This window comes from Peptacetobacter hiranonis, from assembly GCF_008151785.1.
Lineage (GTDB): Bacteria > Bacillota > Clostridia > Peptostreptococcales > Peptostreptococcaceae > Peptacetobacter > Peptacetobacter hiranonis.
The window spans coordinates 482994-504080 of record NZ_CP036523.1 but is presented as its reverse complement, the minus strand read 5'-3'; the positions used below and the strand labels follow the sequence as shown (position 1 = coordinate 504080).

Here is a 21087-nt window from a genome sequence, read left to right as displayed (position 1 = left end):
ACTGTCGCAACTTGATTGCGCGTCACAAATGGAGTATATCGCCCCTCTTCCCAGTTATCTATTTCTTAAAAGCGTTCTAACCTCTCCTATCATATATAGAGATCCCGCACTTATTACTACATTCCCTTCTTCAGCAACTTCTAACACTCTTTCCAAAGCATCCTCAATCTTTTCCACAGCTTCCACATTACCTGTGTACTTCTCAATCTTAGCTTTTAACTTATCCGCAGAAATCTTTCTCGGATTATCTGGCTCAGTAACGACAACCCTATCAAAAACAGGCATCAAAATCTCAAGCACAGTGTCGATATCCTTATCCTCGAGCATTCCAAGCATAAGCACAAGATTTCTATCAGCAAAGTACTTATCAAGCACCTTTCTCAAAGATCTCGCACCATCCTCGTTGTGTGCCCCATCTATAATAAATGTAGGATTTTCCATAACTTTCTCAACCCTACCAGGCCATTTTGTCTCTAAAATACCTGCTTTCACACTATCATCTGTGATATTTGCTACCTTGCCACTTCTTCTAAGATAATCTATTGCATTTAAAGCAGTCACGCAGTTTCTAACCTGATGCTCACCTATTAACTTGATTTCCATATCCTTAAACTCTTTTCCATTAATAGAAAAATCAAATATCTGTGAATGAACATCGTCTTTCTTAACATTTATACTGCTAAAATCAGCTTCAATAAATTCTGCATTTTCCTCAGCTGCAATTTTCTTAAGCACATCCTCAGCCTCATCCCCCTGAGAATAAACTACAACCGCAGAATTTTTCTTGATAATTCCACCTTTTTCGTATGCAATTTTTGCAATAGTGTCCCCAAGAACTCTAGTATGATCTAAACTTATAGATGCAATAACACTAACAAGTGGATTTTTTATAATATTTGTTGAGTCATATCTACCACCAAGCCCAACTTCCATAACCGCGTAATCAACATTTTCCCATTTATATATTAAAAATGCCATAGCAGTCACAATCTCAAACTCAGTTGGAGAATCGTACCCCTCAGCAAGCATCTTATCTATCCGCAATTTAACCTCAGACACAGACTTTGCAATATGCTCATCTGTAATATTTTCCCCATTTATCCTAATTCTCTCGTTGAATACCTCAAGATATGGAGATGTAAATAGCCCAACCTTGTAGCCACTTTTTTCAAGCACCTTTGCGATAAATGAGCAAATAGAACCCTTACCATTAGTACCTGCAACGTGGATAATATTAAGCTCGTCTTGAGGATTTCCAAGAAGCTCCATAAGCTTCTCTGTAGACTCAAGCCCAAGCTTCATACCAAACCTATGACTACTGTGTATATAATCTAAAGCTTCACTATAATTCATATTTACCTCCAATAAATCTAATAGAAACTTTTATTTTCATATTTTACTTACTTCTAAGCAGCACTCTTCTACTCTAAAAAGTTTTTAGCTACAAGCAAAACATTTAAAAGTAAAAATGGTTGCCGTATAAAAAAGTAGGGCAAGAGAAATAACCACCTATCCAACGACTGTGCGTGGACGCACAACTAAGACTATAACCAAAACTTTTTATCGTCTTGCGTCTTAGCTAGGAGTGGAAGGTGGTTATGCTCTTGCCCTTTTATTTATTACGACAGCCTTTTATTTTATGAAAGTTTTGCCTGTATACTAGCTAATCTTTCCTCTACTGATTTCATCATTTCTTCAAATTTTTCTTTTTTAGCTTTTTCCTCGTCAACTAATTTCTGAGGTGCTTTTGCAAGGAATCCCTGATTAGAAAGTTTTCCATTAACTCTCTTAATTTCGCCTTCTAATTTAGCTTTTTCCTTGTTTAATCTTTCTAATTCTTTTTCGAAGTCAACAAGTTCGTCAAGAGGTATAAATATCTTAACACCGTCTATAACTACACTTACTGCATCTTCAGGTATACCAACTTCATCTGCTCTAACTTCAACTTCTGATGCTGATGCTAAAGTTTTGAAGTAGTCTTTTCCTGCTTCAACAGCTTCTAGTTTATCTTCACTAGGAACCATTATAACTTTTGCTTTTTTAGATGGTGGAACGTTCATTTCTGATCTAACGTTTCTTACGTTTCTTATACCGTCCATCATTACATCCATCATAGCTTCTTCTTTAGCCATGTTGTCTTCTTCTTTGAATTCTGGCCATTCAGATACTATTATCATTCCGTTTGCAGTTGGAAGATGGTCGAATATTTCTTCTGTTATGAATGGTATGAATGGGTGAAGAAGTTTTAATATTGTTTCAAGAACATAAGTTAATGTGTAAAGAGCTGCTTTTTTAGCTTCTACATCATCACCGTATAATCTTGGTTTAACCATTTCTATGTACCAGTCACAGTATTCTGACCAAGTGAAGTCGTATGCTTTCTGAAGAGCCATACCTAATTCGAATTTATCCATGTTATGAGTAACATCTTTAACTATATTGTTAGCTCTTGATATTATCCATTTATCTGCTAATGTTAAGTTAGCTTCAACATCGCTTCTTGTTACGCCATTCATCATTTCTTCGTCCCAGTTCATGAATACGAATCTTGATGCATTCCATAATTTATTTGCGAAGTTTCTAGCAAATTCAACTCTTTCCATGTAGAATCTCATGTCGTTTCCTGGAGAGTTTCCTGTTATTAATGTAAATCTTAAAGCATCTGCACCAAACTGGTCTATTATTTCAAGTGGGTCGATACCATTTCCTAAAGATTTACTCATTTTTCTACCTTGAGAGTCTCTAACAAGACCATGTATTAATACATGAGAGAATGGTTTTTCATTCATACAGAACATTGCTGCAAATGCCATTCTTACTACCCAGAAGAATATTATATCGTATCCAGTTACAAGTACGTTTGTTGGATAGTAGTAGTTTAATTCTTCTGTGTTGTTTGGCCAACCAAGTGTTGAGAATGGCCATAAAGCAGATGAGAACCAAGTATCTAGTACGTCTTCATCCTGTTTGAAGTGAGTGCATCCACATTTTGGACATTTTTCTGGCATTTCTCTAGCAACAACAACTTCTCCACATTCCTGGCAGTAGTATGCTGGTATCTGATGACCCCACCATAACTGTCTTGATATACACCAGTCTCTTATGTTTTCTAACCACTGTAAGTAAGTTTTATCGAATTTGTCAGGAACAAACTGTAATTCTTTATCGTTTAATATTTTTATAGCAGGTTCTGCTAATTTATCCATTTTTACGAACCACTGTTCAGATAATCTTGGCTCTATAGTTGTATGACATCTATAGCAAGTACCAACAGCGTGGTCGTGTTCTTTTATTTTTATTAAGAATCCTTCTTCTTTTAGGTCGTCTATGATTGATTTTCTACATTCATATCTGTCCATACCTGCGTATTTACCGCATTTGTCGTTCATTGTACCGTCTTCGTTCATAACGTTGATTTCTTCTAAATTATGTCTTAAACCAACTTCGAAGTCGTTAGGGTCGTGAGCTGGAGTCATTTTAACAACACCAGTACCGAATTCCATATCAACATATTCATCTGCAACTATTGGTAATTCTCTACCAACTAATGGAAGTATTGCAGTTTTTCCAACTATGTCAGCATATCTTTCATCGTTAGGGTTTACTGCTATACCAGAGTCCCCAAGCATAGTTTCAGGTCTTGTAGTAGCTACTTCAAGGAACTGATCACTATCTTTTAGGAAATATTTTACATGGTAGAAATTACCTGGCTGATCTTCGTGTTCAACTTCTGCATCTGAAAGAGTAGTCTTACAGTTTGGACACCAGTTTATTATTCTATGACCTCTGTATATATGTCCTTCTTCATATAATTTTATAAAGAATTCTTTAACTGCATCGTTGCATCCCTGGTCCATTGTGAATCTCTGTCTATCCCAGTCACAAGAATCCCCTAATTTTTTAAGCTGATTTTCTATTTTTCCACCGAATTCTTCTTTCCAAGCCCAAGCTCTCTTCATGAATTCGTCTCTACCTAATTCGTATTTAGTTTTGCCTTCTTCTTTTTTAATTCTTTCGACAACCTTAACTTCAGTAGCTATTGATGCATGGTCAGTACCTGGTAACCAAAGTGTTTCACATCCCTGCATTCTCTTCCATCTTATTAAAACATCCTGAAGTGTATGGTCTAATGCGTGCCCCATATGTAACTGTCCTGTTATATTTGGTGGCGGCATCATTATTGTGAAAGGTTTTTTATCTTTATTTGGTTTTGAAGCAAAATAACCTTTTTCCATCCACTCATCGTAAAGTCTTGACTCGAACTCTTTTGGATCATAAGTCTTATTTAGATTTGTTTCCATTTTCTAATCCTCCCTATAATATATTTTATTATCGATTTCCTTTTAAATATTTTAGTAAATTTTCGTATTTTACCAAAATATACCAAAGGTTTATCTCGCATTTTTGTGTCGAAATAATATTTATTACTATTTCGCCTATAAAAAAAGAGCCCTTCATCCTACATAAGGACGAAAAGCTCGCGTTACCACCTTAATTCCGAGGAAAAATTCCTCGACTCTCTACAGAATATAACGGTTCCACCCGTCCAAACCTACTAAACTCAGCTTGGAAACTCCGAAGCTACCTTCTCCAGCTCTTACTCCTAAAAAACCTCTCAGCCAATGGATTTCTCTCTCTGATGGAAGTCACTGAATACTCCTCTTCTTCAACGTCTGTATATAATTAATACCTTAATTATATACAGTTATCTTTACTTATGTCAAGGAAAAACAACTCAATTTCATTACATCATCAACACTTCTACAAATTCTTATCTCATCATTTTTCTCAAATTTCAAAAAAATATTGACACCAAGATAAAAAATCGATATTATTTACATAATTTTAATTTATCCAATATAAAAAATGATCGGTGGTGTTTCAATGAACATATCAAACTTAAGAAAAAAATACAGTCCAATTTTAAGTATATTATCAGGACTAAGCATAATATTTATATGCTTAAACAAATTCTATACAGGAAATTTTAATATATTTGTGTTACTATTACTTTTGCTTGCATTAGAATTTTGTACTAACAAAAGAACAATATCTTTCAAAAAATCTTTATTAGTAATTATCTCTACGGCGCTTATACTTCTATGTATATTTACCATTAAAGAACCTAATTTTTTCAATACTAAATTTGATTACTTAATATTTGTATTAATTGCTTTCACACCACTTAAAGTATTAGAAAAAATATAAAATTACCATTTTTCATTTCAAAAGAATTATATAAACTACAGATTTGGGCTATAAAACTCAATAAAAAAATACAGACTGATGTTGCGGAAATTTTTCAAGGGGCATTGAATTTTTTTGGTTGAAAAATATGTAAATCACACTCGACACTTGGAGACGCCTACCTATTTGTTCTTTAAATAGGCGTCGGAACCGTGGAGAGGAGATTTACTATTTTTCAACTAAAAAAGATGCCACTAAAAATTTCTGCGACATCTTCTGTATTTTTTCTTGAGATTTTTAACCAAATCTTCCGTTTATATAATCTTCTGTTCTTTTATCCATTGGATTTTCAAATATTGATCTTGTGTCGTTAAATTCTACAACTTCACCATTTAAGAAGAATGCAGTATCATCAGATATTCTGTTTGCCTGCTGCATATTGTGAGTAACTATTACTATAGTATACTTACCTTTTAACTCTTCTATAAGCTCTTCAACCTTACCTGTAGATATTGGGTCAAGTGCAGAAGTAGGTTCGTCCATTAATATTACTTCTGGCTTCATAGCTATTGCTCTAGCTATACAAAGTCTCTGCTGCTGTCCACCTGATAAACCAAGTGCTGAACTTTTTAATCTATCTTTTACTTCATCCCAGATAGCAGCTCCTTTTAAACTTTCTTCAACTATTTTGTCTAATTCTTTCTTATCTTTTATTCCCTGTATTTTAGGTCCGTAAGTTATATTATCGTATATACTCATTGGGAATGGGTTTGGTTTCTGGAACACCATACCAACTTTTGTTCTTAATTCTATAACATTCTGTTTGTTTATATCTTCTCCGTCTAAATCTATTTCTCCGTAGATTTTTACGTTGTCTATTAAATCGTTCATTTTGTTTAAAGTTCTTATAAATGTAGATTTACCACATCCTGAAGGTCCTATAAGTGCAGTTACTTTTCCTTCTTTTATATTCATGTTAACGTCTTTTAATGCCTGTTTTTCGCCGTAGTAAAGATCTAAATTTCTAACAGCTATTTTAGTCTTATTGTATACTTCCATTTAAAATTTTCTCCTTAAATTCTATTCTAATTAATTCCCGTTTTGCTTTTGTTTACTGAATTTTATTTATTTAAAATTTACATTTTATTTTTCCCTTAATATATTTAAAAACTAATATTTTATTTTTACCAATTAATATTTTGCTTTACTAAGTTTTTTACCTGCAAATTTAGCTAATGTATTAAGTGCTAACACTATAACTATAAGTATTATACCTATTGAAGATGCTGTTGCTATATCACCAGTTTCTTTTGTTAATAAGTATGAGTGAACTGTAAGTGTTCTAGCACTACTCATTATTCCTGCTGGCATTTTTGCAACTGTACCTGCTGTAAGTAGTATCGCAGCTGATTCCCCAACAACACGACCTATTGAAAGTATAACCCCTGATATTATACCAGGCATTGCACTAGGTACGATAACTTTGTATAAAGTCTGAAGTTTTGTAGCTCCAAGTGCAAATGATGCTTCTCTGTAACTCTGAGGTACTGTTTTTAAAGCTTCTTCTGTAGTTCTTATTATTACTGGAAGAATTATTATCGCAACTGTTAAAGATCCTGATAATAATGAGTATCCCATTTTCATGAATGTTACGAAGAATATACCACCAAATAATCCGTATATTATTGAAGGTATACCAGCTAAGCTTTCTGTACAGAATCTTATAGCTGAAACAAGTCTACCCTGTTTTGCGTATTCCTGAAGATATATCGCTGCAAGTATCCCAACTGGTGCAGATACTAATATTGCAATTACTACTGTATAAACTGTTGCTAATATCATTGGGTAAACCCCACCATCACCTGATGCCTGGTAATCGCTGAATATAAAGTTAAAGTTTATGTTTCCAAATCCTTTGTAGAATATGTATCCTACTATTACGAATAGCATTGCAACTGTTATGAATGCTGATCCGTATATCAATCCATTTAATATATTGTCTTTTCTCTTTCTTGCTCCGTTCATCTATTATTTCACCGCTTTCTTAGTTAACTTATTAAGTACTACATTTAATATTAATATGAATGTGAATAGTACAACTCCTGTTGCAAATAGCATTTCCTGATGAGTTCCGTATGCGTAACCCATTTCAAGAGCTATATTTGTTGTAAGTGGTCTAACACTGTCCATTATGCTTGTTGGCATTGCAGGAGAGTTACCAGCTACTAATATTACCGCCATTGTTTCACCAAGTGCTCTACCTATACCTAAAACAACTGCAGCAAGTATTCCTGATTTTGCAGCTGGAAGAACAACTTTGAATATTGTTTCTATTCTTGAAGCTCCTAATGCATAAGAACCTTCTTTGTAAGCTGGGTCTACAGCTCTTATTGCTGTTTCTGATACTGAAACTATTGTTGGTAACATCATTATTGAAAGTACAAGTATTACTGCAAGTAAACTCTGTCCTTTTGGAAGGTTGAATATATTCTGTATTCCTGGAACTATTACTGCAAGTCCGAATACCCCGTAAAGTACTGAAGGTATACCAGCTAGAAGTTCAACTGCTGCTGATATTTTTCCAGATATTTTAGCAGGTGCTATTTCTGCTATGAATATCGCTGTTAAGATACCTACTGTTGTACCTATTACTATTGATCCTGCTGTAGCAAATAATGAAGCAGCTATCATTGGCGCAACTCCGAATAAATCCGCTGATGGAACCCATTCGCTACCAGTTAAGAATGCTCCTAAAGAATATCCTTCTGCTAAGAATGGTTTTAATCCCATATAAAATACGAATCCTGTTATAACTACTAAGCTTGCTATAGATATTAGCGCACTTATTAAAAATACGTACTTCATAAATCTGTCAGCACTGTACTTCATATTTAAATTTTTTATTTTCTTTTCTCTTGTCCTAGAAGATCCCACTACTTCTGTGTTTGTTGTCATTTTCTTTCCTCCTAAATTTTTATAAAATATTAATTATTGCTATAAATATTAATTATTGCCTCTCTTCAAATACAATATCTATTTTAATATTTGTTTTTTAAATCTATATTTAATTACGGTTAAAGTAAGGATAATTTTATTAAATATTTTTAATAAATTTAACAATAAAAAAAGCTAAGCTAAATATCTGCTATCCGCTCCAGGCAATCAAGTTGTATTGTCGCTGGAGTAGCTGATATTTAAACCTAGCTTCCTTGTTTAAATGTTATTAAATTTGTTTAATAAATAATTTATCTTGATATTTTATCTATAGTCATAGATGGTACGCTTATGCTTGCTCCCATTGTAGATTCATAAGTGTATATACCTGCACTTAATCCGTATACAGTTATATAATCGTCCTCAAGGATTCTTTCAGATATTATACTAGAGTCAAATGTGCCAAGTATTACATTGTCATAATCTCCATCTACAGCTAATCTTATTCCTATTGAATCTCCATCTTCCATTACCTGTAAAACTTTCCCACTAAATTTAACTTTTTTAGCTAAATAATCGTCTGGTGTTCTTGCCAACTGGCTATATGTTATTCCAGTATCGTAACCTTTTTTCTCTTCTTCCTCTTTTTTCTTTTTCTCTGCAGCTAATTTTTCTGCTTCTTCCTTTTCTTTTGCCTCCTTAGCTGCTTTTAACTCAGCTTCTTTCTTTTCCTTTTCTGCAGCTGTCATTTCAAACCAAGGAGCTGCTTCATCTACTTTACCTTGTAATTCCTTAATCTTCTTATCTTTTTCAGCTATCTGAGTTTGCTGCTGAGCTATTTGATCCTCATACTCTGACGTATCCCCAGAAGTAAAGAAGAATGCCCCTATTAAAAGACCTATTACAAATGGAATTATTACTTCTTTTCTAAATACCTTTTTAAGTTTAGATGTATTCTCTTCTTTATTCAAATACTTATTATCTGTATCTTTTTTAACTCCATTTTTATCGGTATTACTTTCTTTACTCATAGTGTCGCTTCCCTCGCTTGAATTCTTTTTATTTAATTCCTCTTGTTTTGCTGCTTCTAGCTCTTTTTTCTTTAACTCTTCTATTTTTTCGTTCTTAGTTAAAATTTCCTTATTCAAATCTTCTATTTCTTTTTCTATATTTTTTATCTTAGTATTATTTCTGTTAATTTCATTTTCTATAGATTTTAACTTTTCATTAAAAACTTCTTTATCTTCTTCAGCTACAGAGTCGTCCATTGAAGAAATAGCATTTTTTATTCCTTCCATTCTCTTCTCACAATTAGAGTTTGCTTCTTGAATTTCTTTAATAATATTATTTCTCTCAACTATCTTATCATTTAGTTCATTAACAGTAGCTAATAAACTTTCCTCATTACAAATCTCTTCACTTTCCTTTTTAGATCTTTTTTTGTAAATAATAAATGCAACTATAATGAGAATAACCACTACAAATCCCATTAAATCCCCTCCTTTTGTTTTAAATCATTTCTATACTATATAGAATATATCATTTTCTTTAAAATATCAACCTTTTAAATAAAAAAGTTGTTGTTTAAATAATTTAAAACTAATTTTATTTATTCATTTTAAAAATCTATATTTACAAAAAAAATAAAACTCCCTAGAGAAATTAATCTCTAGGGAGTTTCTGTGGGATTGGATATATATTGTGGTGTTAGAGTGAGTTAATTTATATCTATTCTACAACCTGCCTATTTTCTTTCTAGGTATATTTATTAGAAAGTTGCTCTTTTCCGCTTCTTTCTATTATTTGTTTATTTTGATGAATCCTTCATCTTCCATTATCTGCTGACCTTCATCACTTAATACGAAGTCTATTAATTTTTTACCATTTTCTGATAATCCATCCTGTTTGTCAACTAGTAAGAATGGTCTAGCTATTGGGTAGCTTGAGTTAGTTACGTTATCTGCTGTTGGTTCAACATCATTTACATTTAAAGCATTTATAGCGTCATCAACGTATCCGAAAGATATGTATCCTATTGCATTATCATTTCCTTCAACTGTTGATTTTATGTTTCCTGAACCATCACTAACCTGAGCATCTTTTAATAATTCTGTAGATTCAAATCCTATTATTTCCTGGAATCCATCTCTTGTACCAGAACCTTCTTCTCTTGATACAACAACTATTGGAGCATCATTTCCGCCAACTTCTTTCCAGTTAGTTATTTTTCCAGTGTATATATCTTTTACCTGATCTGTTGTAAGGTTTTTAACTGGGTTGTTTTTATTTGTTATAACTGCTATACCGTCTATAGCTATTTTTGTTTCCTGAAGTCCTGCTGATTTTTCTTCTTCTTTTAAATCTCTTGATGCCATACCTATTTCAGATACACCATCTATTGCATTTTTTATACCTGCTGATGAACCTATCTGCTGTATTTCAACACTAACTCCTTCATTTGCTTTTTCAAACCGTTCAGCTATTTTTTCCATTGATGGTCCTACTGAAGTTGATCCTGATACGCTTATTGTTGCTGTTTCTTTAGAAGCAGCTGCATCTCCTTCTCCTCCACCTGAGTTTCCGCATCCTGTAGCTAAACATCCTACAGTTAATATACCTGCTAATAAAAGTGCTAATCTTCTGTTTTTCATTTCTTAAAATCCTCCGCTTTGTTATAAGTTATTTATTAATTATTACAGTATCTATAATAAAGCAGACGTATTAAAAGAATATTAGATTGGCGTTAACGAAGAGTAAAAATTGTTAAGTAATCTAAATATATTTAATAATTCCTTAAAACTTATCACTTTTCTCAACAAAATAAGATATAATATACTAAAATTATCGAATTTACCTATTCAAAAGATTTATATACTTGAAAAATTTGTATCTTATAAAAGGATGTGACTATAAATGAAAAATAAACTTACTAATTCAACAGATAAATTTATTATCCTATTGGATAAATGTGATTATGACGAAATCAAAGACTATCTACTAGAAAAAGAACTAGAATTCTACAACAACGACCTAAAAGATCTTGTACTGTACTCTGGTTTTAGCGTGCCAAACTACAACAAACTAATGGACATACTTGAAATAAACGACTTAGAACCGCCAACATTCTCAGACATATTCACTGACGAAATAATGGTAAACAGCATAAACATATACAAAACAAACGTATATAACCTATACTTCATAAGAAAAGAACAATTTGGACTAAGAGACGAAGATGCTGCCATAAACGAACTAATATTTACAGACAACTTAGAAAACCTAATAGAAAAAGCAAAACAAGAACTACTAAACAGATACCTAGTAAAAGACTTACACCTAGGCAAATAAAAAGGTCGGATATAAATCCGACCTAGTACTTAATAGTTAAATAATTACTTTAAGCAACTTTAATTAATAACATTATACACTATTTTTTATCTAAACTTACTAATTTTTCAAATATTTTCATTACATCTGGTTGAGTTCTTGTAAATTTAACACCATGTTTAATCATTTCTCTTACTTTTTTTGCCTTCTTTTCTATAAGAATAATTTCTGATTCATTGTATAACATTAAATGATTATTTTTTATTGTATATTCTCTCTCAATGTAATTTTCTGTGACAGGAAACATATCACCTATAAGAAAGACATTATTTTTACCATTAGATAACTTCAATATATGTAGCACATCACACTTCTTATTATTTTTTTCTTTCGCATCAATAATCTTCTTATATTTTTCTACTCTAGTTGACATTGGAATCATCCAAAATATACCATTTTTATCCTCTATACAGTAATAATGTGGTCTATTTTCTTTTTTATTTCCCCTAAGATACGGATCTGGGAAATCTCTAAAAAACTCATCTTTTATAATATAAAACCCATTCTTTTTCACAGTATCCCCCCAAAAAAATCCCCCATCTAAAAAGATGAGGGATATTACTTACAACCCAACCACTTATATTCCGCATATTGGTCAGCGGTATACTTACAACCCAACTATTTATATTCCGCATATTGGTCAGCGGTATACTTACATATTAAGATACATATCTTATTTTATATAAACAATATATCATAAAATTTATAAATAGTCAATTTCTAGCAAATAATAATATTATTTAAACTCTCTTACCTATTCTACTTTCATCTAAGTTATTAGTATATGTAGAAAATGTGATTTATATTATACGAAAAAAACTATGTTGTACACCCTCGACAATCCACAGCCATGCAGTTATCTATAACCAGAACAGATTACCACCACTCATGGCGAGGACCGGAGAGGAGTACAACATAGTTTTTGAGTTTTAATAAAATCCCATTTTATCTACATATTCAATAACTATCTCATCCATTTTATCCTCCGCTTCTTCAAGGCTTTTACATCCCTTAAATATCGGATTTCTATACTTGTGAGAAACAAGCTCCTCTTTATTATTCTGCATACCAAGCACATACCTAGATCTTAAAAAATCATTCTTCTCAACATAATTGACATGCTTAGTATTCTTTATCGATCTAAACAGAATCTGAGCTTTCTTCAAATCATTCTCAATACAAGTATAATACAGCACAGCGGTATTTATCAGATTTCTAAAATACATCCTATCAGTCATCTTCTTAAACCTAGCAGGATTGCCATCTCTGACATCCCAAATAATCTCCTCAATCCTATACCCAGAATATTTTCCGTCCAAAATCTTCTGGAAAAGAAGAGTCCGTGCTGCAATAGATAGAGAAACTATCGTATCGTCATTTATTTCAGTTTTTTCTAATTCATTTTCTAGCTTAGACACTAAGTATTTCTCAGTATCTGGAGAAATTCCGTCTTCTCCAATGATAGAGTTAGAATACATCACAGAAACTGTGAATATATCATCTCTCTCCATACTTTTATAATGTGTTCCATCTCCATAGAAATAACTTGGAATACACATCGCCAAATCTAACACTATTGTAGATACAATAATTATCGGATATTTAAAATATATTCCAGCAGCTAAACACAAGATAGAAAGCACAATATCGCTCTTAGGTCCAGCAGAAATAGCCCTTTTCCAAGCAATTACATGTCTATCAAATTCCAAATCGCTTCTAATTTCGCCATTTTCTATATTTGCTCTACCAAGATAAGTTCCCTGAAGCTTGTTCTTTTTTATTCTAACAAACCTTTTATCCTTCCTTATAACTATAATTGGACCTGCATATAGCTTTGTAAATCTAAGCCCATTCATCTCTGCAACCTTTCCATGTGCAAACTCGTGTATAAGAACAAAAACTGCCAACTGCACAAGAAAACAAACAGATAACTCAAATATACTTAAATCTAAAAATGCTACACTAAGCCCAATAGCAACACCAACCGATGTATATATAAGGAGTTTAAAAAGTTTAAATAGTGTCTTTCCCATGGTATCTCTCCATCAAAATTATATTTCTGCTTCTAATTTTTCAACAAGCTCTGCAAATACGTCTAATGCCTTTTCAACTGATTCTTTCTTTTCCATATCCACTCCAGCTCTTCTTAACTGATCTAGAGGATATTCTGAGCCACCGCTCTTTAAGAATTCTATATATCTATCTACTGCTGGTTTGCCTTCTTTTAAAATCTGTGAGCTTAATGCACTCGCAGCTGAGAATCCTGTAGCATATTTATACACATAGAAATTAGAGTAGAAATGAGGTATTCTCGCCCATTCTATTCCTATTAACTCATCTACATTGGTAGAATTTCCATAGTATTTTTTATTTAATCCGTAGTATATTTCTGTGAAATCATCTGCTGTAAGTGGTTTTCCAGCTTCTACCTGTTCATGAGTTATTTTTTCAAATTCAGCAAACATAGTCTGTCTATGTACTGTTGTTCTAAACTGCTCTAAGTAGTAATTTAAAAGGTAAATTCTCTCATCCTTAGATTTTGCATTTTCTAATAAATAATTTACAAGTAATAACTCATTAGTTGTAGATGCAACCTCTGCAACAAATATTCTATAATCTGAGTATATATAAGGCTGAGTATTTCTTGAATAGTAGCTGTGCACAGAGTGTCCTAATTCATGGATTAATGTAAATAATGAATTTAAGTCTTCTGTGTAGCTAGTTAGGATGTATGGCTGCGAGTCGTAGCATCCCCAAGAATAAGCTCCACCTTTTTTACCTTCATTTTCAAAAGCATCTATCCATCTTTCATCAAATGCCTTCTGAATTATAGATAAATACTCTTCTCCTAAAGGAGCAAGTGCTTTTAATATAATCTGCTGTGCTTCCTCATAAGGTATCTTATATTCAAATTTTTCAGCTAGAGGAACATAAAGGTCGTACATATGTAAATCCTCTATTCCTAAGAATTTTTTCTTAGCTTCTATATATCTATCTAATGTAGGTATGCTTTCGTGTACAGCATCTATTAAATTGTTGTACACATCTACACTTATATTATCCGCAAATAATGATCCCTCTATTGCAGAGTTGTGTTTTCTCATTTTTGCGTAGAATATTTCTGATTTTATAGCTCCGTAAAGACTTGATGCGTAAGTGTTCTGGAATTTTTTGTAAGTAGAAAATTCCCCTTCAAAAGCATCTTTTCTCACTCTTCTATCTCTGCTCTTTATAAGTAGAGAATAATTGAAGTGGTCTATCTTTATCTTTTCGCCGTTTTCCCCTTCTATTTCTGGGAATTCCATATCTGCATATGCAAGCATATCATATACACTTTCAGGAACTGCAGTTAATTCCGAAACTGAAGCAAGTATTTTTTCTTCGCTTTCTGATAATGTATGTGGTTTATCTCTTAAAATATCGTCGATGAATTTTTTGTAGAATGCCATATCTTCGTCCTGCATATATTCATCTAAAACTTTTTCGTCCATAGCTATTATCTCTGGCACTAAATAAGATGAAGCCACTCCAAAATCAGATGAAATCATCTCAGATTTTACAGAATCTGCCTGATTATCGTTCTTTCTTGTATCCTCATGGTGTTTCATATGAGTATATACATATAATTTTTCTATAACTCTAGATGCTTCTTCTAAAGTCTTTAAAGCATTTAATAAATTCTCTTTACCAAGAGCTAATTTGCCTTTATACTGCGCTATCTTATCAGTTAATTCTGCTGCCTTTTCAATATCTGCATCAACTGACTCTTTATCTGGGTACATCTTTGCTAAGTCCCATTTATATTTTTCTTCTATATTGTTTCTTTCTATTCCCATAACTGCCTCCTGTATATTTCCTGGGAAATTACACACTAAAGAACTGCTATTAAAATAGCTCCTTCTGCTGTAAATGTTCCCATTATTGGTCCTATATTAGCAACAAGAGTTTCCTCGAAATTATAGTGGTCTACTATAAATTTCTTAACTTTTTCTGCTTTTTCTGGACAGTTTGCATGCCCAACTATTATGTCTTTATGCTCTATTTCATTTATATCAACACAGTTTTTGATATATGTGAATAGTTTCTTAAGACTGTTGCTTTCACCTCTAGCTTTATCTATAGGTTTAACTAGACCTTCATCTATTTTGATTATCACTTTAAAATTAAGTGCGTTTATAAGTTTACCTGCGATAGGGTTTACTCTACCACCTTTTATAGCATTTTCTAAAGTATCTAGAGTACCATAGAATACCATATCTTTTTTCATCTGCTCTATAGCCTCTAAAATTTCGTCCATATTCTTTCCAGCTTCTATTAACTGATGTGTCTTTAAAATCATAAGCGCAACTGCTATAGAACCATTTTCAGAATCTATAACCTCTATTCTCTTATAATCATGATCTTCAAGATACATATTTTTAGAAATAACAGCATTACTGTATGTACCTGATAACTTAGAAGTAAGTGTAAAAACTATTATCTCCTCATACTCTTCATTTCCATAAACTTCCATAAATCTCTCTAAAGAAGGACTTGAAGTCTTTGGAAGCTCCTTACAACCTCTCATCTTTTCATAGAAAGTCTTCTCATCTATATCAACTCCACCTACATAAGAATCCTCTCCAAAAGCTACGTTAATTCTAACTATCTCAGGATTAACTATATCTAAAATCTCCTGAGGAAAATCACATGAACCATCTGTAACTATCTTTATATTTGCCAATTTAAAACCCTCCTAAATCACTCTATTTGAATATACATATTTATAAATCTCTTGACAATTAAAATAACAACATAAAAAAACACATTGCTATACAATTCATTATACTATATAACAATAACATCGTCGAGATTCTAATAACATTACAAAAAACATATTCCCATATCAAAATAATCTAAAAATTCCACACACAAACCATCACAAAAAACTATCACTCCCAAACCTGTAAATTGTTGAAGAAGTAGACAACACCTTACTATATAAATCTCGATTTTAAAAAAATTATAGGAAAATACAATCTCTTATAATTTTAGTTAATAGCTTGAAAAAAAATCTATTCATACCCCTCGACAATCTGCAGACGTGCAAAAAATTTTCAACAAAACAGTTTGCACTCACACACGTCGAAGCCTGTAGAGGGTATAAATAGATTTTTTCAAGCTCTGCTAAAATACAGAGATATATTTCCTATAATTTTTTAATCCGAGATTTTACGTAAGGTATTGTAAACTTCGAAACAATTCCTACGAAAATCCCCGTTACCAGTGATGTTATTAGCATGAATGGCAGATAAGTCGTCATCGCAATATTCTTCACTATCGCCGACGCAACAAGCAACTGCCCAACATTGTGCCCTATCGCACCACCAACACTTATACCAATAGTAGAAAAACCTTTAATCCTACTAAACAAATACATAACAACAAGACTCAAATATCCTCCACCGATACTAAACATCAAATAAGACATCGGTCCTGTAAAAATAGAAGAAAGAATAATCCTAACTGTAAGAATTATAAAAGTATCCTTAAACCCAAGTGTCATAAGAGCAACCAAAGTAATAATATTGCTAAGACCTAGCTTTGCTCCCGGAAACACCGCAACCATTGGATTAGGAATAAACCCCTCTATTATATATAAAATCAAACTGTACCCTACCATAAGTCCTAGGAAAGTCAGTTTTTTCGTTTCTATTCTTTTCTCAGACATAATGTTCTCCTTTTTAATAATTTTGTTACAATTGCTATTATATCATAGTATATTATAATTAAACAAAATACTATACAAAGGTTGGTCTTGCTAATGAAGAAAAAAGAAAATTGGTTTACTGGAATAGATTATTACGATAATTATTTTGAAAAAGATATAAAAGTTGAAAAAACTACTATAACTGAAAACATAGATTTAAAAATACATAAACTTGTCGAGCTTTGGTACGTTTGCGATGGCGAAGGAACTATAAACATAAATGGAGTAAACTATCCGCTAGAAAAAGATACCTTCCTTTGCCTATATCCATACCATATTTACAGTGTGGATGTCGTAAAGCCGATCAAAGTCTATACGATAAAATTCTACATTGGTCTTTTTATGCACACAATGTGGGAAAAACACGACAAAGGTGTGAATTATCAATTAGTTCATGAAACAGAGCCATATCAAAAATGCTCTGATCCATACATAAAAAATAGATTTGAGTATATATTATCCGAGTACAATTCTAATAAATTCGGCTCTGAAAATATAATCCTATACGCTGTTTTAGAGGTTTACACTCTATTTTGCAGAAATTCACTTGAATTATACGGGGATTATAATAGTTTTAACTCGCATCTTAAAAACGAGGATAAACTTTGGAACCATATAAAAGATGCTATTTTATATCAAGGAAATAAATCTTCTTTGGACGATATAGCTAAGGATTTAGAACTAAATCCGTCGTACGTAAATCAGCTGATAAAAAAGAAATCTGGTTATACTTTTAAAGAGCTAAAAGATTTTGGAACTATTGTAAATGCGTGCTCACTGCTGCATTTTGAAGACTTATCAATCTCGTATATAACAGAGCTTTTAGGCTTTAAAAACGTTCCTTCTTTTTATAGAGTTTTTGAAAAATATATAGGAAAATCTCCAATAGAATATAGAGAAGATAATATAGTTGATAATAAAAGATTTTTCGCTATGAAAGACTTATATTTAAAGGTTATTCAGTATATTTACCTACACTTTTATAAAGATATAACTGTTGAAGATGTCGCAAAAGAGCTACATATCAAGACTTATACTATAAACTCTATCTTAGAAGAGTACTACTTTACCTCATTTGCCGAGGAACTTGAAAAAGTCAGACTAAGACTTTCTTACACTTTGCTTAAAATAACAAAACTTACAATACTACAGATATCTTGTGAATGTGGATTTAAGAGCCTTTCCACCTTCCAAAGAGCTTTTGTAAAATACAATGGAATTTCTCCAACAGAGTATATAAATATTAAAAAATGATAAAAAAAGTATTAAAATTGACATAAACTCGCTTTTTTCGTGTGCTATAATTTCTTCCCGAAAGGAGAGATTTTTATGTTTAATAATTTATTTAATTCTATAGATTTAAAAGGTTTACACCTTAAAAACCGTATAATTTTCCCAGCAATGGGGACTAAAATGGCTGAGGAAGACGGAAATGTATCTCAGCAGATAATAGATTACCAAGTTGCCAGAGTAAAAGGTGGATGTGGACTTAATATGAGTGAGGTCTGTTCTGTCCACAAAGCGAGTGCACCAAAGGGATTTTTAGCAATTCACAGCGATTCTTTAATAGAATCACATAAAAAATTTACTGAAGCTATCCACAATGCCGGTGGAAAATGTGGAGTACAGCTTTGGCAAGGAAGTTTAGCATCTTCATTAGATCCTAGTGCAGAGATTTTAGTTGCAGATGACTTTAAATACGGGAAATACACTATCCCAAAAATAAGTGTTGAAAAAATTAAAGAGGTTGTAGATAGCTTTGGAGAAGCTGCTAGAAGAAGTGTTGAAGCTGGATACGATTGTATAGGATTCCACTGTGGACACAATTACCTACCACACTCATTCCTAACCGCAGGTATGAATAATAGAGATGATGAATATGGTGGTAGCCTTGAAAATAGAGCAAAATTCCCTCTTGAATGTATAAGAGCAATAAGAAAAAATATACCAAATGATATGCCTTTAATAATGAGAGTTGATGCTCACGACGATTATTTCAAAAACGGGCTTACTATAGATGATATTATAAAATTCTGCTTAATGGCTAAAGAAGCTGGTGTAGATGCACTAGATATTTCTAGAGGAAATATGATTACACCTGGTTTAAAATATGAAGTTCCACCTATTGATATCCCAAACGGATTTAATGTAGAAAACGCAGCTAGAATAAAGAAGGAAACTGGTATGGTTACAATAGCTGTTGGTAGAATTAATACTCCAAAATTAGCAGATGAGATAATTGCAGATGGAAAAGCAGATATGGTTGTCGTTGGTAGAGGACAGCTTGCCGATCCAGAATTCTGTAATAAAGCAAAAGACGGAAAACTTGATGAAATAGTGTACTGTGTTGGATGCAATCAGGGTTGCTACGATGGATTTACAGATCCTAATGTGCCTTTCATCACTTGTTTAAGAAACCCTCTACTTGGGCACGAGTCTGATGATTTTATATCTAAACCAACTGAAAAGAAAAAGGTACTTGTTGCAGGTGCTGGTGTTGGTGGACTTGAGGTAGCTTGTCTTTTAAAAGAAAAAGGACACGATGTTGTTGTATATGAATCATCTGACCACACTGGAGGACAGTTCTTAACGGCTGGAAAAGCTCCAAGAAAGAACGAAATGCTACTTGCTGCCCAGTCTTATGAGAAAAAAGCTGAAAGACTAGGCATAGAAATACATTTAAACACACCTGTAAATGCAGAACTTATAAGAAAAGAAATGCCTGATGAGGTAGTTGCTGCAATAGGTGCTGTACCTATAAAAATACCTGTGGATGGATACGATAATGATAATGTATTCTCTTCTCACGATGTATTAAATGGAAAATCTGTTCCATTTGGCAAATGTGTAGTAATTGGTGGTGGACTTGTAGGTGTTGAAACTGCTGAATTTATCAAAGAAAATTTAGACCTAGACGTTACAATAGTAGAAATGAACGACGAGGTTGCAAAAGATTTAGGTGCTATTAGAAAAATATGCGTTATGGAATCTTTAAGTAAGAGTAATATCAAAGCGGAAACTTCTGCAAGACTTACTCGTATTGGAGATGGTTTTATAGCTGTTGATAGAGATGGCGAAGAAGAATACATACTTGCAGATAGCGTTGTTATGGCAATCGGTGCTAAAGCTAAAGCTCACGATGAAATTAAGAATGAATGTGAAAAACTATCTATCCCTTGTCACGTTATAGGCGATACTAAAAGAGCTAGACGTGCTATAAACTCTATAAGAGAAGCGTACGAGGTAGCTGGAGAAATATAGATTTAAAGTACAAAATTATAAATTTTAACTAGATAAATATTGATTAAAAAGTTACTAATCACCATTAAATATATATATAAATTAAAAAGCTGTTGAAGTTTTACTTTTATGTAATTAAAGTTCCTTCAGCAGCTTTTTTATATCCCTAATTTTGCGTAAATATCACTGTATTTCCTTAATTTTTCTGATAAATTTTATCATCTTTTTTATTTCTCAACTTCTTTTAAAATTTTAATATCCCTTCAAGTATTGATTTTAATTGACATACATAAGTTTTTGAGATATAATATCAATAAGATATTGATAATGAATTTCATTAATTTTAAGGAGGAATTAGCATGAATACAGTTTTTGATTTAAAAGTTGGCGAAAAAGGCCGCATTGATAATATAAATGGAAACGAAAAATTAGCAAAAAGACTTCTTGCTCTAGGTTGTATAAACAACACTGAAATAGAAGTAAAAAAGGTTGCTCCTTTTGGTGACCCAATACTTGTAAGATTTAGAGGGCTTGATCTTGCTATCAGAAAATCTGACGCAAAGAACATAGTTCTTCAGTAAGGAGGTAGA

The 21087-nt window shown here is 32.4% G+C and carries 17 protein-coding genes and 1 other annotated feature; of the genes, 5 read left to right on the top strand and 12 right to left on the bottom strand.

Features of this window, described 5'->3' with window-relative positions:
* Positions 1-54 precede the first annotated feature (54 nt).
* Positions 55-1353: a bifunctional folylpolyglutamate synthase/dihydrofolate synthase gene (locus KGNDJEFE_RS02620; RefSeq protein WP_006439659.1), complete on the bottom strand. Its 1299-nt coding sequence runs from the start codon at positions 1351-1353 to the stop codon at positions 55-57.
* A gap of 284 nt (positions 1354-1637) precedes the next feature.
* The gene (locus KGNDJEFE_RS02615) at positions 1638-4301 is read right to left on the bottom strand and encodes a valine--tRNA ligase (protein ID WP_006439658.1); all 2664 of its coding nucleotides are present in this window, start codon (positions 4299-4301) and stop codon (positions 1638-1640) included.
* A 161-nt stretch (positions 4302-4462) separates the two neighbouring features.
* Positions 4463-4679 (bottom strand) — a binding site (T-box leader).
* Positions 4680-4884: 205 nt separating this feature from the next.
* Between KGNDJEFE_RS02615 and KGNDJEFE_RS02610 the strand changes: the two genes are divergently transcribed.
* Positions 4885-5208, top strand: a complete 324-nt coding sequence (locus tag KGNDJEFE_RS02610) for a hypothetical protein (protein ID WP_040410349.1) — start codon at positions 4885-4887, stop codon at positions 5206-5208.
* Positions 5209-5484: 276 nt separating this feature from the next.
* On the opposite strand, the gene pstB is transcribed toward KGNDJEFE_RS02610, so the two are convergent.
* From pstB to KGNDJEFE_RS02585, 5 genes are all read right to left on the bottom strand, one after another.
* Positions 5485-6246, bottom strand: coding sequence for a phosphate ABC transporter ATP-binding protein PstB (gene pstB, locus KGNDJEFE_RS02605; protein ID WP_006439656.1), 762 nt, complete (start codon positions 6244-6246; stop codon positions 5485-5487).
* Between the two features lie 132 nt (positions 6247-6378).
* Positions 6379-7212 (bottom strand): phosphate ABC transporter permease PstA, encoded by an 834-nt coding sequence (pstA, locus tag KGNDJEFE_RS02600; RefSeq protein ID WP_006439655.1) that lies wholly within the window; start codon positions 7210-7212, stop codon positions 6379-6381.
* A gap of 3 nt (positions 7213-7215) precedes the next feature.
* Entirely contained in the window at positions 7216-8142 is a 927-nt protein-coding gene (gene pstC, locus KGNDJEFE_RS02595) for a phosphate ABC transporter permease subunit PstC (protein WP_006439654.1), read from the bottom strand.
* A gap of 290 nt (positions 8143-8432) precedes the next feature.
* The gene (locus tag KGNDJEFE_RS11885; protein ID WP_006439653.1) at positions 8433-9611 is read right to left on the bottom strand and encodes a hypothetical protein; all 1179 of its coding nucleotides are present in this window, start codon (positions 9609-9611) and stop codon (positions 8433-8435) included.
* Positions 9612-9920: 309 nt separating this feature from the next.
* Positions 9921-10772 carry a phosphate ABC transporter substrate-binding protein gene (locus KGNDJEFE_RS02585; protein ID WP_006439652.1) on the bottom strand — a complete coding sequence of 284 codons (852 nt, stop codon included), beginning with the start codon at positions 10770-10772 and terminating at the stop codon, positions 9921-9923.
* Between the two features lie 262 nt (positions 10773-11034).
* Here KGNDJEFE_RS02585 and KGNDJEFE_RS02580 point away from each other — a divergent pair, with 262 nt between their 5' ends.
* Positions 11035-11469, top strand: coding sequence for a hypothetical protein (locus tag KGNDJEFE_RS02580; RefSeq protein WP_006439651.1), 435 nt, complete (start codon positions 11035-11037; stop codon positions 11467-11469).
* A 79-nt stretch (positions 11470-11548) separates the two neighbouring features.
* On the opposite strand, the gene cptIN is transcribed toward KGNDJEFE_RS02580, so the two are convergent.
* The 5 genes from cptIN to KGNDJEFE_RS02555 form a co-directional block, all read right to left on the bottom strand.
* Complete coding sequence (gene cptIN, locus KGNDJEFE_RS02575) at positions 11549-12022, bottom strand: type III toxin-antitoxin system CptIN family toxin (RefSeq protein ID WP_006439650.1); 474 nt, start codon at positions 12020-12022, stop codon at positions 11549-11551.
* Between the two features lie 415 nt (positions 12023-12437).
* Positions 12438-13421, bottom strand: a complete 984-nt coding sequence (locus KGNDJEFE_RS02570) for a zinc metalloprotease (RefSeq protein ID WP_170239653.1) — start codon at positions 13419-13421, stop codon at positions 12438-12440.
* A 138-nt stretch (positions 13422-13559) separates the two neighbouring features.
* Entirely contained in the window at positions 13560-15344 is a 1785-nt protein-coding gene (pepF, locus tag KGNDJEFE_RS02565; RefSeq protein WP_040410348.1) for an oligoendopeptidase F, read from the bottom strand.
* 35 nt (positions 15345-15379) lie between these two features.
* Complete coding sequence (locus KGNDJEFE_RS02560; protein WP_006439647.1) at positions 15380-16231, bottom strand: DegV family protein; 852 nt, start codon at positions 16229-16231, stop codon at positions 15380-15382.
* 465 nt (positions 16232-16696) lie between these two features.
* A complete protein-coding gene (locus KGNDJEFE_RS02555) occupies positions 16697-17218 on the bottom strand; it encodes a Gx transporter family protein (protein WP_006439646.1) in 522 nt (173 codons plus the stop codon).
* A 93-nt stretch (positions 17219-17311) separates the two neighbouring features.
* Between KGNDJEFE_RS02555 and KGNDJEFE_RS02550 the strand changes: the two genes are divergently transcribed.
* From KGNDJEFE_RS02550 to KGNDJEFE_RS02540, 3 genes are all read left to right on the top strand, one after another.
* Entirely contained in the window at positions 17312-18511 is a 1200-nt protein-coding gene (locus KGNDJEFE_RS02550) for an AraC family transcriptional regulator (protein ID WP_006439645.1), read from the top strand.
* Positions 18512-18586: 75 nt separating this feature from the next.
* A complete protein-coding gene (gene baiCD, locus KGNDJEFE_RS02545) occupies positions 18587-20518 on the top strand; it encodes a bile acid Fe-S flavoenzyme BaiCD (RefSeq protein WP_006439644.1) in 1932 nt (643 codons plus the stop codon).
* Between the two features lie 338 nt (positions 20519-20856).
* Positions 20857-21078, top strand: a complete 222-nt coding sequence (locus KGNDJEFE_RS02540; protein ID WP_006439643.1) for a FeoA family protein — start codon at positions 20857-20859, stop codon at positions 21076-21078.
* The last annotated feature ends 9 nt before the right edge of the window (positions 21079-21087 follow it).

Excerpts from the sequence above, each read along its gene's own strand:
- KGNDJEFE_RS11885 (WP_006439653.1), bottom strand. The coding sequence starts at position 9,611 with ATGGGATTTGTAGTGGTTATTCTCATTATAGTTGCATTTATTATTTAC.
- pstA (WP_006439655.1), bottom strand. The coding sequence starts at position 7,212 with ATGAACGGAGCAAGAAAGAGAAAAGACAATATATTAAATGGATTGATA.
- pstB (WP_006439656.1), bottom strand. The coding sequence starts at position 6,246 with ATGGAAGTATACAATAAGACTAAAATAGCTGTTAGAAATTTAGATCTT.
- KGNDJEFE_RS02555 (WP_006439646.1), bottom strand. The coding sequence starts at position 17,218 with ATGTCTGAGAAAAGAATAGAAACGAAAAAACTGACTTTCCTAGGACTT.
- KGNDJEFE_RS02580 (WP_006439651.1), top strand. The coding sequence starts at position 11,035 with ATGAAAAATAAACTTACTAATTCAACAGATAAATTTATTATCCTATTG.
- KGNDJEFE_RS02615 (WP_006439658.1), bottom strand. The coding sequence starts at position 4,301 with ATGGAAACAAATCTAAATAAGACTTATGATCCAAAAGAGTTCGAGTCA.
- KGNDJEFE_RS02610 (WP_040410349.1), top strand. The coding sequence starts at position 4,885 with ATGAACATATCAAACTTAAGAAAAAAATACAGTCCAATTTTAAGTATA.
- baiCD (WP_006439644.1), top strand. The coding sequence starts at position 18,587 with ATGTTTAATAATTTATTTAATTCTATAGATTTAAAAGGTTTACACCTT.
- KGNDJEFE_RS02540 (WP_006439643.1), top strand. The coding sequence starts at position 20,857 with ATGAATACAGTTTTTGATTTAAAAGTTGGCGAAAAAGGCCGCATTGAT.
- KGNDJEFE_RS02550 (WP_006439645.1), top strand. The coding sequence starts at position 17,312 with ATGAAGAAAAAAGAAAATTGGTTTACTGGAATAGATTATTACGATAAT.
- KGNDJEFE_RS02620 (WP_006439659.1), bottom strand. The coding sequence starts at position 1,353 with ATGAATTATAGTGAAGCTTTAGATTATATACACAGTAGTCATAGGTTT.
- KGNDJEFE_RS02585 (WP_006439652.1), bottom strand. The coding sequence starts at position 10,772 with ATGAAAAACAGAAGATTAGCACTTTTATTAGCAGGTATATTAACTGTA.
- pstC (WP_006439654.1), bottom strand. The coding sequence starts at position 8,142 with ATGACAACAAACACAGAAGTAGTGGGATCTTCTAGGACAAGAGAAAAG.
- pepF (WP_040410348.1), bottom strand. The coding sequence starts at position 15,344 with ATGGGAATAGAAAGAAACAATATAGAAGAAAAATATAAATGGGACTTA.